The organism is Campylobacter sp. RM12651, assembly GCF_022369475.1.
Lineage (GTDB): Bacteria > Campylobacterota > Campylobacteria > Campylobacterales > Campylobacteraceae > Campylobacter_E.
The window spans coordinates 206,794-224,694 of record NZ_CP059600.1 but is presented as its reverse complement, the minus strand read 5'-3'; the positions used below and the strand labels follow the sequence as shown (position 1 = coordinate 224,694).

The following is a 17,901-nucleotide window of genomic DNA, read 5'->3' as shown; positions in this document are numbered from 1 at the left end:
AAATTATTTAATACATTTTTTCTCCTTTTTGAATTATTTAAATTATATTATAATTTTTATATTTTTTTAAGAAAGCTTTAAATGAAATTGGATTAAACTTCATTGTTGTAATTTTAATTTTAAGGAGAAAGCTATGAAACGCTTGTTAGCACTAGGTAGTGCCTGTATTATGTTATATGCTAATAATATAACACCTCAAGCTGATGGTATCGAGCCTAGAACTCTTCACGATTATGTAAATCAAGAAACTGATTTTATAGAGTTCTTAAAAGACCGCCATCCTATGTTTAAATACGAAAAGGAAGGAAATTTAGTTGGAAAATATTCTATTTCTAATCGCCAAGAAGAATTCGTAGAATTCGGTGGGCATGGAAATTATGAAAAAGACACAGGTCGTTCTGCATCAATTACATATCGTCTAGGTATGGAAAGTATTTTAGATTATCCAAATAAATTCGTAGGACCTAAAAAATGTGGTGAATGTCACCCTGCTCAATATGAAGCTTGGAATCGCTCACGCCACTCAAAAGTTATTCGTTTTCCTGATGAATTAGAAGAAGCTGGAGGAGACCCTAAAAAGCCTATGTATGGAAGCAGCGAAGCTACAATTTTACCAAAAGGTGTTGAAGCTGATGATGTATTTGTAATCGTAGGAACTCCTAGAACAAAATATGGTTTTATTGATAAATGGTTAGTTCGTGGAACTTATCACATTGAAGATGGAAAATTAGCTGATGGAACAGGTAAAATGGTTGCTGGAGGTAATCAATTCTCACGCCTTTGGGTTGAATCACTTACACCTGAAGTTGCGAAAAAAATCGCTGAATTCTCACCTGGCTTTCCTACAAAATTAGAAGATTTTGGCAAACAAACTTCAAGCGTTTGGGGAATAAACTCTTATGGTTCTACTTATAAAGAAAAAATGATGTTTCAACCTGCATCTGCATATTGTGAAGTATGCCATAGCTTTAAATTTGACTTTAAATCTAAAGAAGAATTCTTAGCAGCAATTGGAAATAAAGACGAGCTTAGAAAACACGCAATTTCTAAAGGAATTAGCTGTGAAGAATGTCACGGAGCTGGAGCTCACCTTTATGGAGCAAGGGGTGCTGGAATGCCAAGTAATTGTGAAAGATGCCATCAAAGATTTGCTTATGATAGCGAAGATGCGAAGATTGACCCAAGAAAACCATTTAATAGTTACTTTAAATCAGCGTGTCCATCTTGTGGAACTGAAGGCTCACAAATGTATAATACTATGCACTATGATAAAGGTATGAGATGTTCAACTTGCCACGACCCACACGAAGTTACTGCAAATGATTGGAAAGACCCTTATACAAAAGTAGGACTTAAAAAAACTTGTAGTGATTGTCACGAAACTCAAGCTGAAATGTTTAAATACGGCGGAGCACACGCTAAAGATAATTGCACAGGCTGTCATATGCCAAATATGATGAGTTGTGAAAACTTTGCAAGTGTTCAAAACCCTGATAAAGGTGGATTTGACAATGTTCGTGCAAGTCATATATGGAAAATCTATGTAGATAAAGACGCAAAAACTCTAAACCCACCAGAAGGAAAACCAAGAGACCCACAAACAACTAAAGGTTGGACAATTGCTAGAAAAGATGGCAAATTCTTTGTGGATTTAATGTGGAGTTGCGGAAGAACTAGCTGGAGTGATGTAAATCTAGTAGGACCTGGGGCAAGTGGATGCCATAGTGCTGTGCAATCAACTTTACCAAAAGAATTACACTTCACAGACCAAGAGCAAATCTATGATAAAGTTATGGAATGGCAATTACCTGTTAAAGAAGGCTTTAAAAAACTAGAACTTGCAATTCGCAAAATTGATAGAGAACAAGCAAAAATGGATAATCTAAGCACAAAAACTAAATCAGAAATTATCCTACTTACAAAAGAAGCAAGAGCAATTTATGAAAAAATTGAAAAAGATGGAAGCTGGGGCGTTCATGGTCCAAAATATGCTCTAAAACTAATAAATGAAGCATTAGTTTATGTAGCACAAGCTCAAGATTTATTAGATGGTAAGAAATAATAAAAGGTTAGGAAAAATCCTAACCTTAGTGAAAGGATAAAATATGTTGCTAAGACTTATTTTTGCCATCTTTTTAAGCTTTAACCTTTTTGCATCGGAAGGCGATTTTGCAGTAGTTGAAGGAGTAATTCCTATATCTATGGCTGATGTAGAAAAAGAATTAGGTAAAAAAGATGTATATATATTTGACGCAAATACAAAAGAAGAAAGAATAAAATACGGCTATTTAAAAGGCTCTATTTTTATTAATACACCTGAATGGGTAAGTTTATTACCTAGCAATAAAGACGCTAAGATTATTTTTTATTGCTTAAATAGAATGTGCTATGCAAGTAGCGATGCTGCATTAAAAGCACAAAAACTAGGATATACAAATGTTCGTGTAATGCTAGATGGAATTGAAAGCTGGATTCTTAGTGCAAGACCTATTGAAAAAGGCGGCATAAAACCACTTGTAAAAAGCCATGATATTAATAGTTGGCACGAAGGAAATGAAGTAAGTAGTTTTAAAGATGAATTACATAAGAATTTAAGATTTGGTAACCTTCCTGCTTGTAGAGATTGTCATGGTGCTAGTGGAATTATCAATGATTTAGCAAACGATAAAGACAATGTAAATGCAAACTGCACTAGTTGTCATAAAGAAGTTAAGGCTGAATTTAGCGGAAGTGTGCATGATAAATTCACAAATCCAAGAGAAAAATCTCCATCATGTTCGGATTGCCATAATGTGCATGATAAACAACAATTAACCTCTTTAGCTGTTAAAAAACTAAGCGATGTAAAATGTGGAAGTTGCCATGAAAAAGAGCAAAAACACTATCACGAAACTTTCCACGGAAAGGCTATGGTTTTAGCAAAAGATGGTGAAAGCAAAAAAATAGCTGCTTGTTTTGATTGTCACGGGGCTCATAACATTCATAAACCAAAAGATGAGAAATCAACTTTATATGGTGAAACTAGAATAAAAACTTGTGAAAAATGCCACGAAGGAGCTAATGATAACTTTAGTGATTTTATAGCTCATGCTGACCATACTGATAAAGAGAATTTCCCTTTACTTTATTGGGCTTATGTGTTTATGACAGGGCTTGTAATATCAGTATTTGCATTCTTTGGCTTACACACATTCTTGTGGAGTATGAAACTAATTTATATGAGTATTAAATATAAAGATGAGTGGCGTGCAGCAAAAGAAAAAATGCATAATGACAAGGTAAATATTAAACGCTTTAGCACCTTGCATAGAATTCAGCATTTCTTTGTAGCTTCAAGCTTTTTAGGATTAAGTTTTTCTGGCTTACCGCAAAAATTCTATACCGCTCCTTGGGCTCAAACTATGATTGATTTAATGGGCGGAATTGTAATGGCTACTAAAATACACCATTTTAGTGCGTTTATTATGATTGCAGTATTCTTAAGCCACATTGCTGAAGTAGTTTATAATTCTTGGACTAAGCGTGATGCTATTCGTGATAATAATGGAAAGCTAAGCTTTAAATTATTCTTAGCAAAATTATTTGGACCTGATAGTTTAATGCCTAGAATGCAAGACTTAAGAGATGTTGTAGCTCATTTTAAATGGTTTATTGGAAAAGGCGAAAGACCTAAGTTTGATAGATTTACTTACTGGGAAAAATTTGATTATATAGCAGTATTTTGGGGTATGTTTATCATTGGCTTTAGTGGTTTAGTATTATGGTTTCCGGTTGAATTTACGAAGATTTTACCTGGCTTTATGCTAAATCTTGCAACGCTTGTGCATTCTGATGAAGCACTTTTAGCTACAGGATTTATTTTTGCGGTGCATTTTTTCAATACTCACTTTAGAGCTGATAGGTTCCCTATGGATATGGTTATCTTTAGTGGAGAACTAACCGAAGAAGAGTTAAAGCACGATAGACCTGAATGGTATGCAAGGCTTAAAGCTAGTGGAAAATTAGACGAACTTAAAAACGAAAGCAATTCTTTTGCTAAGTATTTTTATTTTGCAAGAGTTGTTGGATTTTTAATGTTATTTACTGGACTAATTTTTCTGTTCTTAATAATTTATGCCTTTGCTGATATGTTGATAGGATAAGAGTATGAAAAATAAAGATGCTAATATGATTTTAAGTTTTACGGCATCAAGTTTAATTGCTGCAGCACTAATTCTTAGTGCTTGCGGCAATGAAGCTAAAGAGCCTGAAGCTGTGGTTAAAGACTTTGTGCTTTTATGTGAAGCTGGGAAAATGAGTGATGCTGCTAAATTACTTGCTAGTAAAAATAATGTGGATTATTTTAAGAAGTTTCAAGATAAAGGTAAGGATATGATTTTTATAGATTATGATTATAAAGGTAATGATGATACTATAGAAATGAACTTTACTAAAAAGAACAAAAGTAGCGAAATAGCAATAGTTCAAGTAGATACAAACTACAAAATCCAGCAACATAAATTCAGTAAAGATGTGATTTTACACAACGAAAATGGCGAGTGGAAAATCTATGAATACCCAAGCTTATATCCTGTAAAGGTCAAATAAGTCTAGTTAACTAGACTTATTTAAATTCTTTTTAATTGCTTTTAAAATTACTTGAAAAAATGAAAATATCAAAATAAAAATATCAAAAAAACAATCATTTATATTATCAATGCCTAAGATAAAAGATATTGCTAAAGATAGCAAAAATAAAATTGATAGAATTTGATTTAGCAAATACGAAATTATAAAAATTACAAAAATTATTAAATAATTTAAAAAACCATTTTCATAATAAATATCAAAAGCAATAATATTTAAAAATGATAGAAAAAATAAAAGATTGATAACAAAAATATAAACATAAGCCCTAAAATCAAGCAATTTGCCTTGATTAAAAATTATTAATAGCAAAATTAAAACACTAAAAATACTAAGATTAGAAAATATACTATAAGTATAATCATTCAAACTCAAACCATTAAATATAGATATATTTGTCAAAAAAATTATCGCTAAATATATAAAAATTTTCTTCTTAATTGTAAGTTTTTGAAAAATACTTGCAAAAATTGATAAATAAAGTAAAGTATAAATAAAGTGCATTTTTAATCCTTTTTGTTAAATAAAAATTGTTTGTATTGAATAAAATCACGATTATGTGTGTATGTAATATGAGCTTTATTATCGCTAATAAATACACTTGCGTAGCTCATTTCTTTACCTTTATCAATATCTAAAATCCTATGAAAATCATTATAATCTTTCATAATAGCAAGGCTTAAAGTATTTCTTGAACCATCTTTATCGCTATTAAAAAGCAAGAAAATATCATTATTTACTTTGAATAAATTAATAGAATTATCATAATTTTTTAGATTTGTTTTTGTTAAATCATTGCAGTTTAAAAGATTATCACAAGTCATAGTATAAAAATCATAATTAGCACTTTTGCTAGACCTAAAAGCAAATAAAGCTAGTTTATCATTAATAGCAACGACACTTGGCTGAAATAAATCTTTAGCATTAGTGAGTTTTTTGATTTTTAAAAGTTCGCCTGAATTATTAAATACTAAAGCTAAAGGATATTTATTGGCTAATTCGTGATAAATTGGGAGTAAAAAGCCAAATTCTTTACCTAAATTAATATAAATAGCATTAGCTCTTACAAGATTACTAATATTTGCAAAAGGGCTTAAATGAAGGACTTTTTGGAATTTAAAATCAATAGTATCAATACTGCTAATATAATGATATATTTTGCTATTTGCCCAGCCGCCAAAACTAACTCCTACAACAAATAAATGGATTTTATTATCTGTTTTGACTAAGGTTGGATTTCCGATTTTTTTAATATATTCTTTGCTATCTTTCATAAGCTTTTCTCTAGTAATTAATGCAAAAGGCTCTAAATAATTTGTGCCTTGATAAATACTCGCATAAATTGCTACATCTTTTGCACCTTCTTTAGAACCTGCAAAAAATACGCTAAGCAAATAATCATTATTAAGAGATATTGTGCTTGAAGAATGTGCTGATAATACACCTTGTTTCATTGGTATAGAAATGCTTTTTAATTCTTGGATTGTTTGGGTTTTGTGGTTGGTTGGTTTGGTTAAATAAGTAAAATTTATATCTTTGTTATTTAATAAATACCCCCCCCCATAAAAATAAACTAAATAAAAATAATGTGAGTTTTTTCATCTTTGTCCTTTGTGGTTTTTAAAATCATAACTAATATTCATAAATTAATAATTTTGAAGTTTTATTTTTTCTGAAATTAAATCATTGAACCATTCAATATTTTTTTGTATATCTACTTTTCCATTTGTTATTTTTGCAATTAATTCATAATTTTTAGTGTTATCATAAACCAAAATCTCATCACACAACGGCATAATTTTTAAAAGATTTTGCATACTTTCGTAATATCTTTTATCTATTAAATGTGGTTCTATATCATGTCCACCTTTACTAACTCGTATTTTTACACGCTCTTTTGCTGTTTGTGGGCTATCAAGCCCTACAAAGCGTAAATTTATTTTGTAATTATTCTCTTTTAATTCATCAAATAGATTTAATATAGATTTTCCACAAAGTGTAGTTTCTTGATTGAAATTAAGTTTATCATCTATGTAAACCTTACGCATTTTTATAGCTATTCTTGAGGCACGAACTTGAGTTTGTCTATCTCTATAGTCTCCAATACTTTGAGCTATTTCATCTACATTTATACGATAGCCTAAATTTATTCCTTTTTCTAGTGTTAAAAAATATAAAGTGGTTTTTCCTGCACCATTTACACCAGCAAAAATAGTAACTATAGGTTGATTTATCATAAATTTTCCTTATATAGATTTTAAGTAATTATAATAAAAATTAAATAATTTTATTAATATAAAAAACTAAAAATATTTTATATTTATTTATATCTTTTTTATAAATTTTTAAAAACAATTGCTAACCCGAATACTTAGAATTTAAAAAAAAATCAAATTAAATTCCAAATCCAAAAAAATATCAAAAATAATAATTTATACCTATTTTAAATGTTTCGTTTTTGTGAAAATATTTTTGAAATTCAGCAAAAATCGCAGTGTTTTTATAAATCTTAAAATGAGTTTTGATACTTAAAATATCTTCTAATAAGCCGTGCTTATAAAAATTCTTATGATAACTTAAACTAAGCTTATTTGCTTTATAAGATAGGCTTGTAATTATTTGATTATTAAAGCTCAAACCATCTTTATAAACTCTAAAACCACTTAAAAATGATAATAAAAAATACTCATTAACAAAACTAATCCCACCTAAAAGCTCCATATTTGCTAATTTATCATCTAATACATCATCATAAGCTAATTTAAACAAAAAACTTGGCTTATGATTTATATAGTTAAAATCACTTAAACTTGCAAGTCTTAGCAGGACAAACTCATCTAATTTAGGCTTTTTATCATAATTAATAGTAGTGCTTAAAAATTCTATCCCTATACCTTTATCAAAACCCAAATCATCTTCATAAATATCGTGCAAGGCTGGTCTAATTGATAATAAAGCTTTCTTTTTTGTATCATAAGCAAATGATATTTTGCTAGGATAATTAGCCTTAATTATGCTTTCCTTTGGAGTTTTTAAAGGAAGCTTTGCTATTTTGCTTTGAGATAAATTACTAGATATTTTATGAGTTATTTTTTTGTATTCATCTACACTAAGCTCATTTTTACTAGCATAATACTGACTAAGCTCGTTCGCTAAGGCTAAAATAGAATAATCATAATTTGGCTCAATTTTACCTAAAGCTATATTTTTTGCTAGATTTATCTCATCAAAACTCAAATCTTTTGCTTGATTTAAAATGGTATTTAACTTTGATGCTCTATAGTGATAATCACTAATTAGATTAATGTCGTTGATTTTTTGTATAGTATTGCTTGGGATTACGCTATAAATAAATTTATTTCTTAATTTAATATCAGGATTTGCATTCTCAAGTAACCACAAAATATTATAAGAACAATTTTTATCAAAAAACAAATAAACCGAACTACTATCCTTAATCTCCCATAAATGCAAAATCAGTCTATTTACTTCTTCTTCATTTAATTTTAAATCATACTCGTAAAGGTCTCTATTTTCGCTATCTTTGTATGTTTTTAACATATCATAATAAGGCTTTAAAGAATACTTGCCAATGTATCCGCCAAACAAACCTTTAAAGGCAAACTTTAAGCCATTTTCATCTTTTTCATCAACATCGGCAGCATAATTAATAGCGTAAGATAAAAGCCTTGAATTGTAATTAGAATTAATTAGCAAAAATGTATGCCCAAACATTGAAGCTGGGGAATTTAAATAAGCAGCTGGAAAAACTATGCTAATTGATTTAGGGCTAATATATTCTAAGAAATTATTCAAATCAGAACAATTTAAATCCTGATTTTTAGTAAGTTTTAGAGATTTTTCTATGTATTTTGCCCTTAAAGGAAACTTGCAAATAAAGTGCAAATTATCATTATCGTTGCTAAAAGTTATAGCAGAATCTTTTTGATTTAACTCTTCTTTTTTGCCTAAATATATTTCTTTTTTTAAAAAATACATATATAAATTAAGCTCAAATTCTGATTTTAAATTCCTTTGATTTGAATAAAAAAATTCTTTATTAATTATCTCGCTTTTGTTGTTTGTAAAGTGAAGGAGATTTTTCCATTCTATTGTGTTAAAAACTTGTTTTTGATTAGCTTGTTGAATAATTTCTAAAAACTCATCTTTAGAAATACTTAATTTAGAAAAATCAAGATTTAATAATTCATTATCTTGTGCCTTTGCAAAAATACAAAAGCACAATAAAAATAAAAACTTTTTCAATTATAAAGCAGAAGCTCTATCTAAAACTTGAGCACCTACAACATCGCTTGAATTATAAATAGCTAAGTAATTTGCTCTTAAATTAGCTTTAAATAAATCAGCATCTTTTACTTCTAAAAGTTCAGCTAAAGTATCTAAATGCTCGCCCATTCCTAAAGCAGCTTCATTTGATAAGGCGTCAAGATTTGCATTTACGAAATTAATTGCTTTTTCATTATGAACTAATCTTGTTTCTTGGCAATTTAGTGTTCCTGTAGTAATACCAAAAGTTTGATTACCTGAAGTTCCGTTTGTAGTAGCTTGTAAAGCATACATAATTGCTGAATCAGGGTTTTTAATAATTATAGTTCCAAGTCCGCAACCTGTTTGAGTATTTGCACCTGCAAATAAAGAAGTGCTAATCGCACCAACAACTACCAATGAAGAAAGTAATTTTCTCATTATAACTCCTTTTAAAGTATTAAAAAAACAAATTATAAAACTATATATTAACAATGAGTATGAATGGTGCGCCCGAAGGAATTCGAATCCCTGACCTTTTGAACCGCAATCAAATGCTCTATCCAGCTGAGCTACGAGCGCATAAAATAAGTTTTTGAAATAAAGTGGCGGACAGAGAGGGATTTGAACCCTCGAGCCCCGATTAAGAGCTGCACCCTTAGCAGGGGTGTGGTTTCAGCCACTCACCCATCTGTCCAATAAGTAAAACGCATATTATATATTTTAAAAATTAGATTTAGCTTAAATTATTCCAAAAGTTGTAATTTTTCATCACATAAATTTTTCCAATCACCACTTTTGCATTCTTTTAAAGTTTCTTTTGCTTTTTCAAATTCTTTATTTTTAATTAGCATACTAGCTTCTAAATATTTTGCATTGCTGTATTCTTCTTCGCTTAATTTTAATTTATATAAATCTATAAATATTTCTTTAGCTTCTTTTATATTATTTTTATTAATTAAAGCATTTAAAGTAATTAACTCTATCTTAGGACTATATAAATTAATACCTAAATAATTTTGTATATTAATTGCTTTTTTACCATAAGTAATAGCTGAAATATCAAGATTATTGTTTTTAAAGTAATTCAAAAATTCGTCATAAACCTCAACTAATCTTAATCCATTACCGTATTTTTCAAGCTGTTTTAATGAAAAAATAGCATCATTGTATTTGTTTTGCTTAATTAATGATAATGATAAATAATAATATATCTCAAAATATTCTGGTTTTTTAATATTAAATCGTTTATTTAAAATAGATTTGATTATATTTTCCACATCTTTATACTGCTTATTTAAATATAAAAGTTTTGCTTGTTTGATTTTATAAAACACCAAATCTTCATTTTCAAACTTAATTGCAAAATCTAAAGCTAATTTATTTTCTTTTTTTCTCTCTAAGCACTCTAAATATTTCATTTTATTAATGACTTTTTCATCACTTATAAAATTATTATTTTTTATGTATCCTAAAACTTCATCGCAATCATCATCATCTAATGCAATATTTAATAAATTAATCAAGCTACTATCATATAAAGAAATTAGCTCTTCATTTTCACTATCTTTTATTTTCTTTTCTAGTTTTAAAATCTTTTCATAATCTTTTTCTTTATACAATAATTTAACTTCTTCATAAAGAGCTCTTTTTGATATATTATTATCATATTTAGCCATTAAAAAATTATAATATTCGTGCAATTTAAAGCTATCTTGTTCATCTTTTTCAAAATATAAACTATCAATAGTTTCATCAATGATATTCATATATTCGCCATTTGGAAATAGCTTTTTATATTCATTTAAATATTCATCAGCCTTTTTATAATCATTATTTTTAGCTAAAGAAACACCTAAATTTTTTAACACTCTTTCATAATAAGGGTCTAATTTATTTGAATTTTTAAATAAAAACTCATAAATAGGAGCACTAATATCATACATTTTTTCCTTGAAAAAATCATCAGCTAAACCTAAGGTTTTATCCTTATCTTCTAATAAATATTGCTCATTTGCATTAAAGACTTTTAATACAAATTCCTTAGCTTCCTTTGCTTTATTATGACTAATATTGATTTTTGCTAAAGATATTGCAGCTTTACTAGCCAAAATCGCATCATCTGAACTAAATAAAATATTATTATAAATAATAGTAGCAGCATCTCTTTTGCCGTGAGATAGTAAAAAATCAGCATAGTTTAAACTTGCCAATTTTGTGTAATAAGAATTTGGATGCTCGTTATTTAAAATATCTATAAAATATTCAGCATCACTTCTTTGTTCTAATTTTAAATAAGTTTTTACCATCATTTGCAATATTTCAGTGTAATTCTCATCACTTGGAAAAACCCTTACATAATCTTTTGCACTTGAAATAATTTCTTCGCTTAAAGTGGTATTTTCATTTAGCAAATTAAACATAGCTCTAATTCTATACAAATAAAACTCGCTTATAAAAATACTATTTTTATATTTTTCTAAAGACATATTGCATAAATCTAATAGCTCTTTATATTGCTTATTATCGTAATATTTTTTAATACTCAAATAAGAATTAATATCACTATTATCGCTAATATTTACAGGATTTTGGTCTAAATCAAGCCCTTCTATAAAAGGAGTTTGCAAATCAGGAAAAATCACATCAAAATCAAGTCCATTAGGACTTAACACTCCTTGAGTATATGGAAAAAATATAAAAGTAAAATTTTTAGAAACTTTTTTGCTAGATGCAAAAACCACATTAGTATCATATAATTTTTGCTCGCTATCAACAATACTAACATTTGTTTTAGGGTAAATATATATATCTAAAGTATCTTTTGAATTTTTAAATTCTAATTTGAATAAAGTTAAATCTTGATTTGATAATAACCTTGATTTACCCTTCACACTACATTTAAAATAAAGTTTTAAATTCTCATCTTGTAATTTATCACAAGTTATATCAGTATTGTTTTTAATATGTAAAACTGATATATTTTTATTTATTTCCTTGCCAGAGTTTATATATAGTTCAAAAGAATATAAATAAACGCAAAAGCAAAGAAATAATATTTTTTTCATTATTTAATATAATCTAATCCAACGCTTGCAACAAAAGAAGCAATAACTGCTAAAATTAAAACTATTTTTTGAGCGTTATTAAAATATAAAAATCCTATTTCTTTATCTGCAAAAATTGCTTTTATAAATCTTAAATAAGCAAATAGCATAATAATTGAGCTAAGTGCCATACAAATTGCTGCATAAATATTAACATTTAAAGCTATATTAATTACACCAACCTTAGCAAAAAATACGCCAAATGGTGGCAATGCTGCAAGATTTAACAATAACACAACAATACAAATTCCTAATAAAGGATATTTCTTAAACACCCCTTTTAAATTCTCATAATTTGTGTCTTTAAACGCACCTAAAAACATAAATAATGCGATATTTACAAATGCAAATGTTAAAAAATAATATAAAAACATTTGACTTGATAAATGAAAAAATGCAAGGGTTGAATAAGCAAACGATGAATGTGAAACAGAGCTATATACTAACATTGATTTTGCATTATCTTGCTTTAATGACATAACACTAGCAAAAAGCATAGAAGCACAAGCAATAATTAAAATAATCTCACTTACATTGAAGAAATTTTCAAATGAAATCATAAATCTATATGCAAATACCATCATAGCTATTTTTGGAACTATTGAAATAAATCCAGCTAAACTTGAATCAGCCTTTAAATACACATCTTTAAGCCACATATGAAGCGGTGCTACTGATAATTTAAATAATATTGTAATTCCTATCATAACAAAGGCTAAAATACTAGCCGTGCTAATTGTAGCTAATGAGTTTAGTTCTAAACTTGCACTATCAAAATAATACATTGCAGAACCCATAGCAAAAAATGCTGAGCCTAGCATTCCGTAATTAAAGTATTTAATAGCACCTTCAATTGCTTTTTTCTTAAACGCTATTAAGCTATAAAGTGCTAAAGAAGAGCCTTCAAGAGTTATAAAAGCTACTATTAAATTATTAGTGCTTACCATAAAATTTAAACAAGCTATCATCATTAAAAATAATGCAAAAAACTCACCTTCATCAGCTCTTTTATTAGCAAGTAGAAAATAAATAGCTGATAGATTGATTAATATACTTGAATATTTTGCTAAATTATCAAATATAAATAAATCAAAAAAACTCTCATCATAAGGGCAATTAAATTGGCAAATAATAGCAATTATTAAAGCCACAATACTAAGCCCTTTTAAAGCTCTTAAATCAAATTTATAAAATAAATTAGCAACCAATATAAAACAAGCAAAAACTATCAAAGCAAGTTCAGGTAAAATAAGTAATACATTTAAATCAAGTTGCATTCTATCTCCTTATACCGCAAAGTTGATATAATCTAAAATTATATTAGGATTTACTCCAAATACAATTATAATCAAAGCTATGAAAGATAAAATTATTATCTTAGATAAACTAACCTTTATGTCTTTAGCTTCATTTTCTTTACTTAAAAAGCTATTTCTAAACATATTGAGCATATAAACAGCTCCAAGTATCACAACTAAAGTAGCAAAAACTCCAGCCATCTTACTAGCTGCAAATACTCCATAAAGAACCAAAAACTCACCTGCAAAGCTTATAGTAAGTGGTAAAGAAATTGATGAAAATAATAAAACTCCAAAAATAAATGTCAAATAAGGCATATGTTTAGCTAAGCCCTTTAACTCACTTAGATTATAAGTTTTGTAATTATCTTTTAAAATTTCAGCGTAAAAAAACATTGCCCCACTTACAATAGCATGAGCTACCATATAAACAACAGCTCCACTTAAAGCAATTGGATGCATAGAAAAAATACCTAAACAAATAATTCCTAAGTGTGATATTGAACTCATTGCACTTAATTCTTTATAATTTTTCGCATTGCTTGCTAGAAGTGCTGCATAAATTGCTGAAATTATACATAATGTATAAATTATCCCACTAAATTCATTAATACTAACAGCAAATAAAGGAAGGCAAAACTTAATCATTCCAAAAGGCGCCATTTTAAAACTTGCAAGCATTACAGAAACAAAATTAGGTGCTTTTGAATAAGTTTTAATAGCCCAACTATGAAATGGAAAAATAGGAGCTTTTATAGCAAATGCTAGGAAAAATCCTATAAATAATAAAGTATTTTCAATAGGACTTAAATTTGTAGTTGAGAAATAACTAATGTCAAAATTTAAAATCGCATCATTAACTCTTGCATTATAAGCTAGATAAATCATAGCAAGTAGCATAAAAATTGAGCCTAAAAATGCAAATACAAAAAATGACCTAGCTAGTTTTGCTTCATTGTTTTTAACCATTAAATATAAAAGTGGAAATAATGAAACTTCCCAAAAAATATAAAATAATAAAGCATCATTTGCTAAAAATAAACCATTCATACAAGCACTTAAAATCATAGCACTTATTAAAAAGTCTTTTGTTTGTTTAGAAAAAAAGCACATTGACAAAAATAGCATAAGATTTGCCACAAAAGCTAAAGTAAATGCTATCTCATCAGCTTTTAAATTAATCCCAAAATTAAAAGCTTTTATTAAAGTATAATTAAATGTATGAATTTCATCAATTATCACATAATAATTAAGGCATAAAATTATAAAAGAAAATAAAATTCCACTAATTTTAGAAGCCTTATCATTTATAAAATATGCACTAACCCCAAAAATTAAAGGTAAAAATATCAATAAACTAAGCATATATCACCACCATTGTTAAAAGTAAAAACACACAAAATGCACAAATAAACACAATGTGAAGAGTTAAGTTATTGTTTTTGTTCTCACAAGAAACAAGACTTAAAAGCTTTTTAGGACATTCAAAAATAAATGAATATAGACCTTCTTCAAATCCTGTTAATACTTTAGCTAAACATTTATAAGGTTGTATGAAAATAATCTCATATAATTTAGGTATGTAATATTCATTTTCTAAAAGCTTTTTATATTTACAATTGCAAGTTTCTTTTGCACCATTTTTATAAACTACTATAGCTAAAACAATTCCTACTATAGCAACCACTAAAGAAATAGCAATTAATACATAATTATGGTGTAATTCTTGCATAGGAATTCTAATAAATTCAAAGAATTTACTATCCCAAAAACCTGCAATAATTGCTAATATTGCTAAAGGTAGCATTGCAATTAATGCTATAGGTTTTGCTTCGTGTGGATGGATTGTGTGATTTTTTGGAGCAAAAAATACCATCATTAATAGTCTAAAACTATAAAACGCTGTTAAAAACGCTGTAAATAATAAAACAGAATATAAGCCAAAATGCTCTGTTACAAATGCAAAATCTAAAATCTTATCTTTTGAGAAAAATCCTGCGAATGGATAAATACCACTTAAAGCTAAACTTGCAATTATCATTAAAACTGCTGTAACTTTCATAGGTTTATACAATTTACCCATTTTGTAAATGTTTAATTCATCGTGCATTGCGTGCATAATATTTCCAGCACCTAAGAATAATAATGCTTTAAAAAATGCGTGAGTTACTAAATGAAATAATGCTATTTTATAAGCTCCTAAACCACAAGCTACGAACATATATCCAAGTTGAGAAAGTGTAGAAAATGCCACAATTCTTTTTAAATCTTTTGCAGCAATTGCCATTGAAGCAGCAAATAAAGCTACAAAAGCACCTAAACAAGCTATAAAATAACTTACATTTGGAACTTGCGAAAATAAATCGTGAGAGCGAATTACCAAATAAACACCAGCAGTTACCATCGTAGCAGCGTGGATTAATGCTGAAACTGGTGTTGGACCTGCCATCGCATTTGCTAGCCAAGTATGGAATGGAAATTGAGCTGATTTACCCATAGCACCAACAAATAATAAAGCAGCAATTAAAGTTAATAAATTAGGATTTAACATTTCGTGAAAGCTTAATATAGCAAATACTTCTTTATAACTTAAAGTGCCGAAATTAAAATATATTAAAAATATTCCTAAAAGCATTGCAAAATCGCTTATTCTATTCATAATAAAAGCTTCATTTGCTGCTAATGAGAATTTTTCATTTTGATACCAAAAGCCGATTAATAACCAAGAGCATAGACCAACGCCTTCCCATCCAACAAATAATAATAAAAAATTATCACTCATTACTAAAATTAACATACAAAATACGAACAAGCCTAAAAATGCAAAGAATTTATTAAAGCCTTCATCGTGTTCCATATAATAAATACTATAAAAATGCACACAAGTAGCAACTAATGTTACAACGCACATCATAGTAAGGCTAACAGAATCTATTAAAAAGCCGAAATTAACATTTAAAATTCCTATCCAATGACCCAAACTAATATACAAATTCTTATCTGCTAAATAATATAAAGATATAAAAGCAAAAATACAAGCTAAAAGCATTAAATAAGAACAAAAATAACCTATTACTTTATTTTTTGGAGAAAAAGAATAAATTCCTGCAAAAATTGCACTTAATAATGGTAAAAATAAAACACATAATAAACTCATTTGCACTCTCCAAAATCTAGACTTTTATCGCGTCTATATTTAATCACACAAAAGCTAAGCCCAATAGCTACTTCGCAAGCTGCTATTGCCATAATAAAAATAGCAAAAACTTGCCCATCTAAAGCATTGTGCATTTTTGAAATTGCTACAAAAGCTAAATTTGCAGCATTTAACATTATTTCAGTAGATATAAAAAACATTATTAAATTCTGTCTTTTTAATACTCCTACTAAACCAATCAAAAACAATACAATTGATAATAATAAATAATTCATTGTTCTTCCTTTATCTTCTTTGCTACTAGCACGATAGCTGCTATTATTACCATTAGTAAAACCACTGCAACTATCTCAAAAGCTAAAAGGTATTTTGTAAATAAAATAATCCCTAAACTACGAGTATTTTCAAGCTCTTCACTAACCAATAAACTTGATTGAGATAAATTTAACTTAAATCCTAAAGTCATAATTATCATAAGAACACTCGCTAAAATACTTAAACTAAAAAAAGTTTTTTTATGTTTTAGCTTTTCTTTTAATTCTTTGCTTAAATCAAAAAACATCATAGCAAAACTATAAAGCCCTAAAACAGCACCACTATATACTATAATTTGAGCAGCACCCAAAAACTCTGCTCCTAATAAAAAATAATGAGCGCTTAAAAATACCATTCCGCAAGCAAGAGAGCTAAGAGAATATAAAATATTTTTAGAACTTACCGCAATTATAAAAAATCCCGCAACTAAAGCAGCGAAAATATAAAATATAATTAACTCAAACATCTTTTGCCTCTTTATTTGTTTTATCTTCTTTTGTATCGCTAGAATTTGAAATTGAAGCTTCACTTTCTCTTGCCTTCATTACATCATAATAATTTGGTGTAACCTTTACAAAATCATCAGCATCAGCTCTTAAACTTCCAGCACCTTCAAATTCAACTTGATTAATTAGATTATCAATTGGAGTTAATATATCTTTTTTATGTGCAAAATATGACCTTTGCTCTGCTGCGTTTTCATATTCAACACCATGCACGATAGCAAGTTCAGGACAGACTTCAGCACAAAATCCACAATAAATACAACGACCAAGATTAATAGAATAATTACTTACTAATTTTCTACCATCATCGCCTAATTTTGTCTCCATTCTAATACAATTTGAAATACAAATTTTTTCACACAACCCACAACCAATACAGCGTTCATTTTCGCTTTCAATAAATCTTTGCAATCTATGCACAGCACGATAACGATTATCTAATTTGATTTTTTCCATTGGATATTTAATAGTTGCTGAATTACCCCTTTTTAAGGTTTCATTAATTATAAATGCTAAACCGCTGATTAAATCAGTATTTAAACATCTTTTAACACTTCTTATAAATTTTTCATAAGGAGTAAGAATTAATTTTCTTTTTTCATCTACTACATAATATTTTTTCATAT

General features: G+C 28.0%; 15 protein-coding genes and 2 tRNA genes. 3 read left to right on the top strand and 14 right to left on the bottom strand.

Features of this window, described 5'->3' with window-relative positions:
• Positions 1–169: 169 nt before the first annotated feature.
• Genes AVBRAN_RS01090 through AVBRAN_RS01080 form a run of 3 tightly spaced genes read left to right on the top strand, consistent with a single transcriptional unit; the run spans position 170 to position 4,587 of the window.
• Complete coding sequence (locus AVBRAN_RS01090; RefSeq protein ID WP_239803714.1) at positions 170–2,062, top strand: cytochrome c3 family protein; 1,893 nt, start codon at positions 170–172, stop codon at positions 2,060–2,062.
• Positions 2,063–2,105: 43 nt separating this feature from the next.
• On the top strand, positions 2,106–4,142 hold the full coding sequence (locus AVBRAN_RS01085) for a rhodanese-like domain-containing protein (protein ID WP_214119755.1): 2,037 nt from the start codon (positions 2,106–2,108) through the stop codon (positions 4,140–4,142).
• Between the two features lie 4 nt (positions 4,143–4,146).
• Entirely contained in the window at positions 4,147–4,587 is a 441-nt protein-coding gene (locus AVBRAN_RS01080; RefSeq protein WP_214117466.1) for a DUF4878 domain-containing protein, read from the top strand.
• A gap of 6 nt (positions 4,588–4,593) precedes the next feature.
• Here the strand turns inward: AVBRAN_RS01080 and AVBRAN_RS01075 are convergent, their stop codons facing one another.
• The 14 genes from AVBRAN_RS01075 to nuoI all read right to left on the bottom strand — a co-directional run bounded on the left by AVBRAN_RS01075 (position 4,594) and on the right by nuoI (position 17,899).
• Entirely contained in the window at positions 4,594–5,130 is a 537-nt protein-coding gene (locus AVBRAN_RS01075) for a hypothetical protein (RefSeq protein WP_239803324.1), read from the bottom strand.
• 2 nt (positions 5,131–5,132) lie between these two features.
• Positions 5,133–6,080, bottom strand: a complete 948-nt coding sequence (locus AVBRAN_RS01070) for a sialidase family protein (RefSeq protein ID WP_239803323.1) — start codon at positions 6,078–6,080, stop codon at positions 5,133–5,135.
• 192 nt (positions 6,081–6,272) lie between these two features.
• A complete protein-coding gene (locus AVBRAN_RS01065) occupies positions 6,273–6,863 on the bottom strand; it encodes a zeta toxin family protein (protein ID WP_239803322.1) in 591 nt (196 codons plus the stop codon).
• A 181-nt stretch (positions 6,864–7,044) separates the two neighbouring features.
• A complete protein-coding gene (locus AVBRAN_RS01060; RefSeq protein ID WP_239803321.1) occupies positions 7,045–8,892 on the bottom strand; it encodes a DUF4105 domain-containing protein in 1,848 nt (615 codons plus the stop codon).
• On the bottom strand, positions 8,893–9,333 hold the full coding sequence (locus AVBRAN_RS01055; protein ID WP_214117471.1) for a DUF3015 family protein: 441 nt from the start codon (positions 9,331–9,333) through the stop codon (positions 8,893–8,895).
• A gap of 64 nt (positions 9,334–9,397) precedes the next feature.
• A tRNA-Arg gene (locus AVBRAN_RS01050) sits at positions 9,398–9,474 on the bottom strand.
• A 24-nt stretch (positions 9,475–9,498) separates the two neighbouring features.
• Positions 9,499–9,589 (bottom strand) — tRNA-Ser (locus AVBRAN_RS01045).
• A 49-nt stretch (positions 9,590–9,638) separates the two neighbouring features.
• A complete protein-coding gene (locus tag AVBRAN_RS01040; protein WP_239803320.1) occupies positions 9,639–11,960 on the bottom strand; it encodes a tetratricopeptide repeat protein in 2,322 nt (773 codons plus the stop codon).
• On the bottom strand, positions 11,960–13,276 hold the full coding sequence (locus AVBRAN_RS01035) for a proton-conducting transporter membrane subunit (protein WP_214117473.1): 1,317 nt from the start codon (positions 13,274–13,276) through the stop codon (positions 11,960–11,962). Before AVBRAN_RS01035 ends, AVBRAN_RS01040 begins: the two co-directional genes overlap by 1 nt.
• A gap of 9 nt (positions 13,277–13,285) precedes the next feature.
• Complete coding sequence (locus AVBRAN_RS01030) at positions 13,286–14,662, bottom strand: NADH-quinone oxidoreductase subunit M (protein WP_214117474.1); 1,377 nt, start codon at positions 14,660–14,662, stop codon at positions 13,286–13,288.
• On the bottom strand, positions 14,655–16,454 hold the full coding sequence (nuoL, locus tag AVBRAN_RS01025) for an NADH-quinone oxidoreductase subunit L (RefSeq protein WP_239803319.1): 1,800 nt from the start codon (positions 16,452–16,454) through the stop codon (positions 14,655–14,657). The genes AVBRAN_RS01030 and nuoL overlap by 8 nt, the downstream gene beginning before the upstream one ends.
• Positions 16,451–16,729, bottom strand: coding sequence for an NADH-quinone oxidoreductase subunit NuoK (gene nuoK, locus AVBRAN_RS01020; RefSeq protein WP_214117476.1), 279 nt, complete (start codon positions 16,727–16,729; stop codon positions 16,451–16,453). Before nuoK ends, nuoL begins: the two co-directional genes overlap by 4 nt.
• Positions 16,726–17,235 (bottom strand): NADH-quinone oxidoreductase subunit J, encoded by a 510-nt coding sequence (locus tag AVBRAN_RS01015; RefSeq protein WP_214117477.1) that lies wholly within the window; start codon positions 17,233–17,235, stop codon positions 16,726–16,728. The genes nuoK and AVBRAN_RS01015 overlap by 4 nt, the downstream gene beginning before the upstream one ends.
• A complete protein-coding gene (gene nuoI / locus AVBRAN_RS01010; RefSeq protein WP_214117478.1) occupies positions 17,228–17,899 on the bottom strand; it encodes an NADH-quinone oxidoreductase subunit NuoI in 672 nt (223 codons plus the stop codon). The genes AVBRAN_RS01015 and nuoI overlap by 8 nt, the downstream gene beginning before the upstream one ends.
• Positions 17,900–17,901 lie beyond the last annotated feature (2 nt).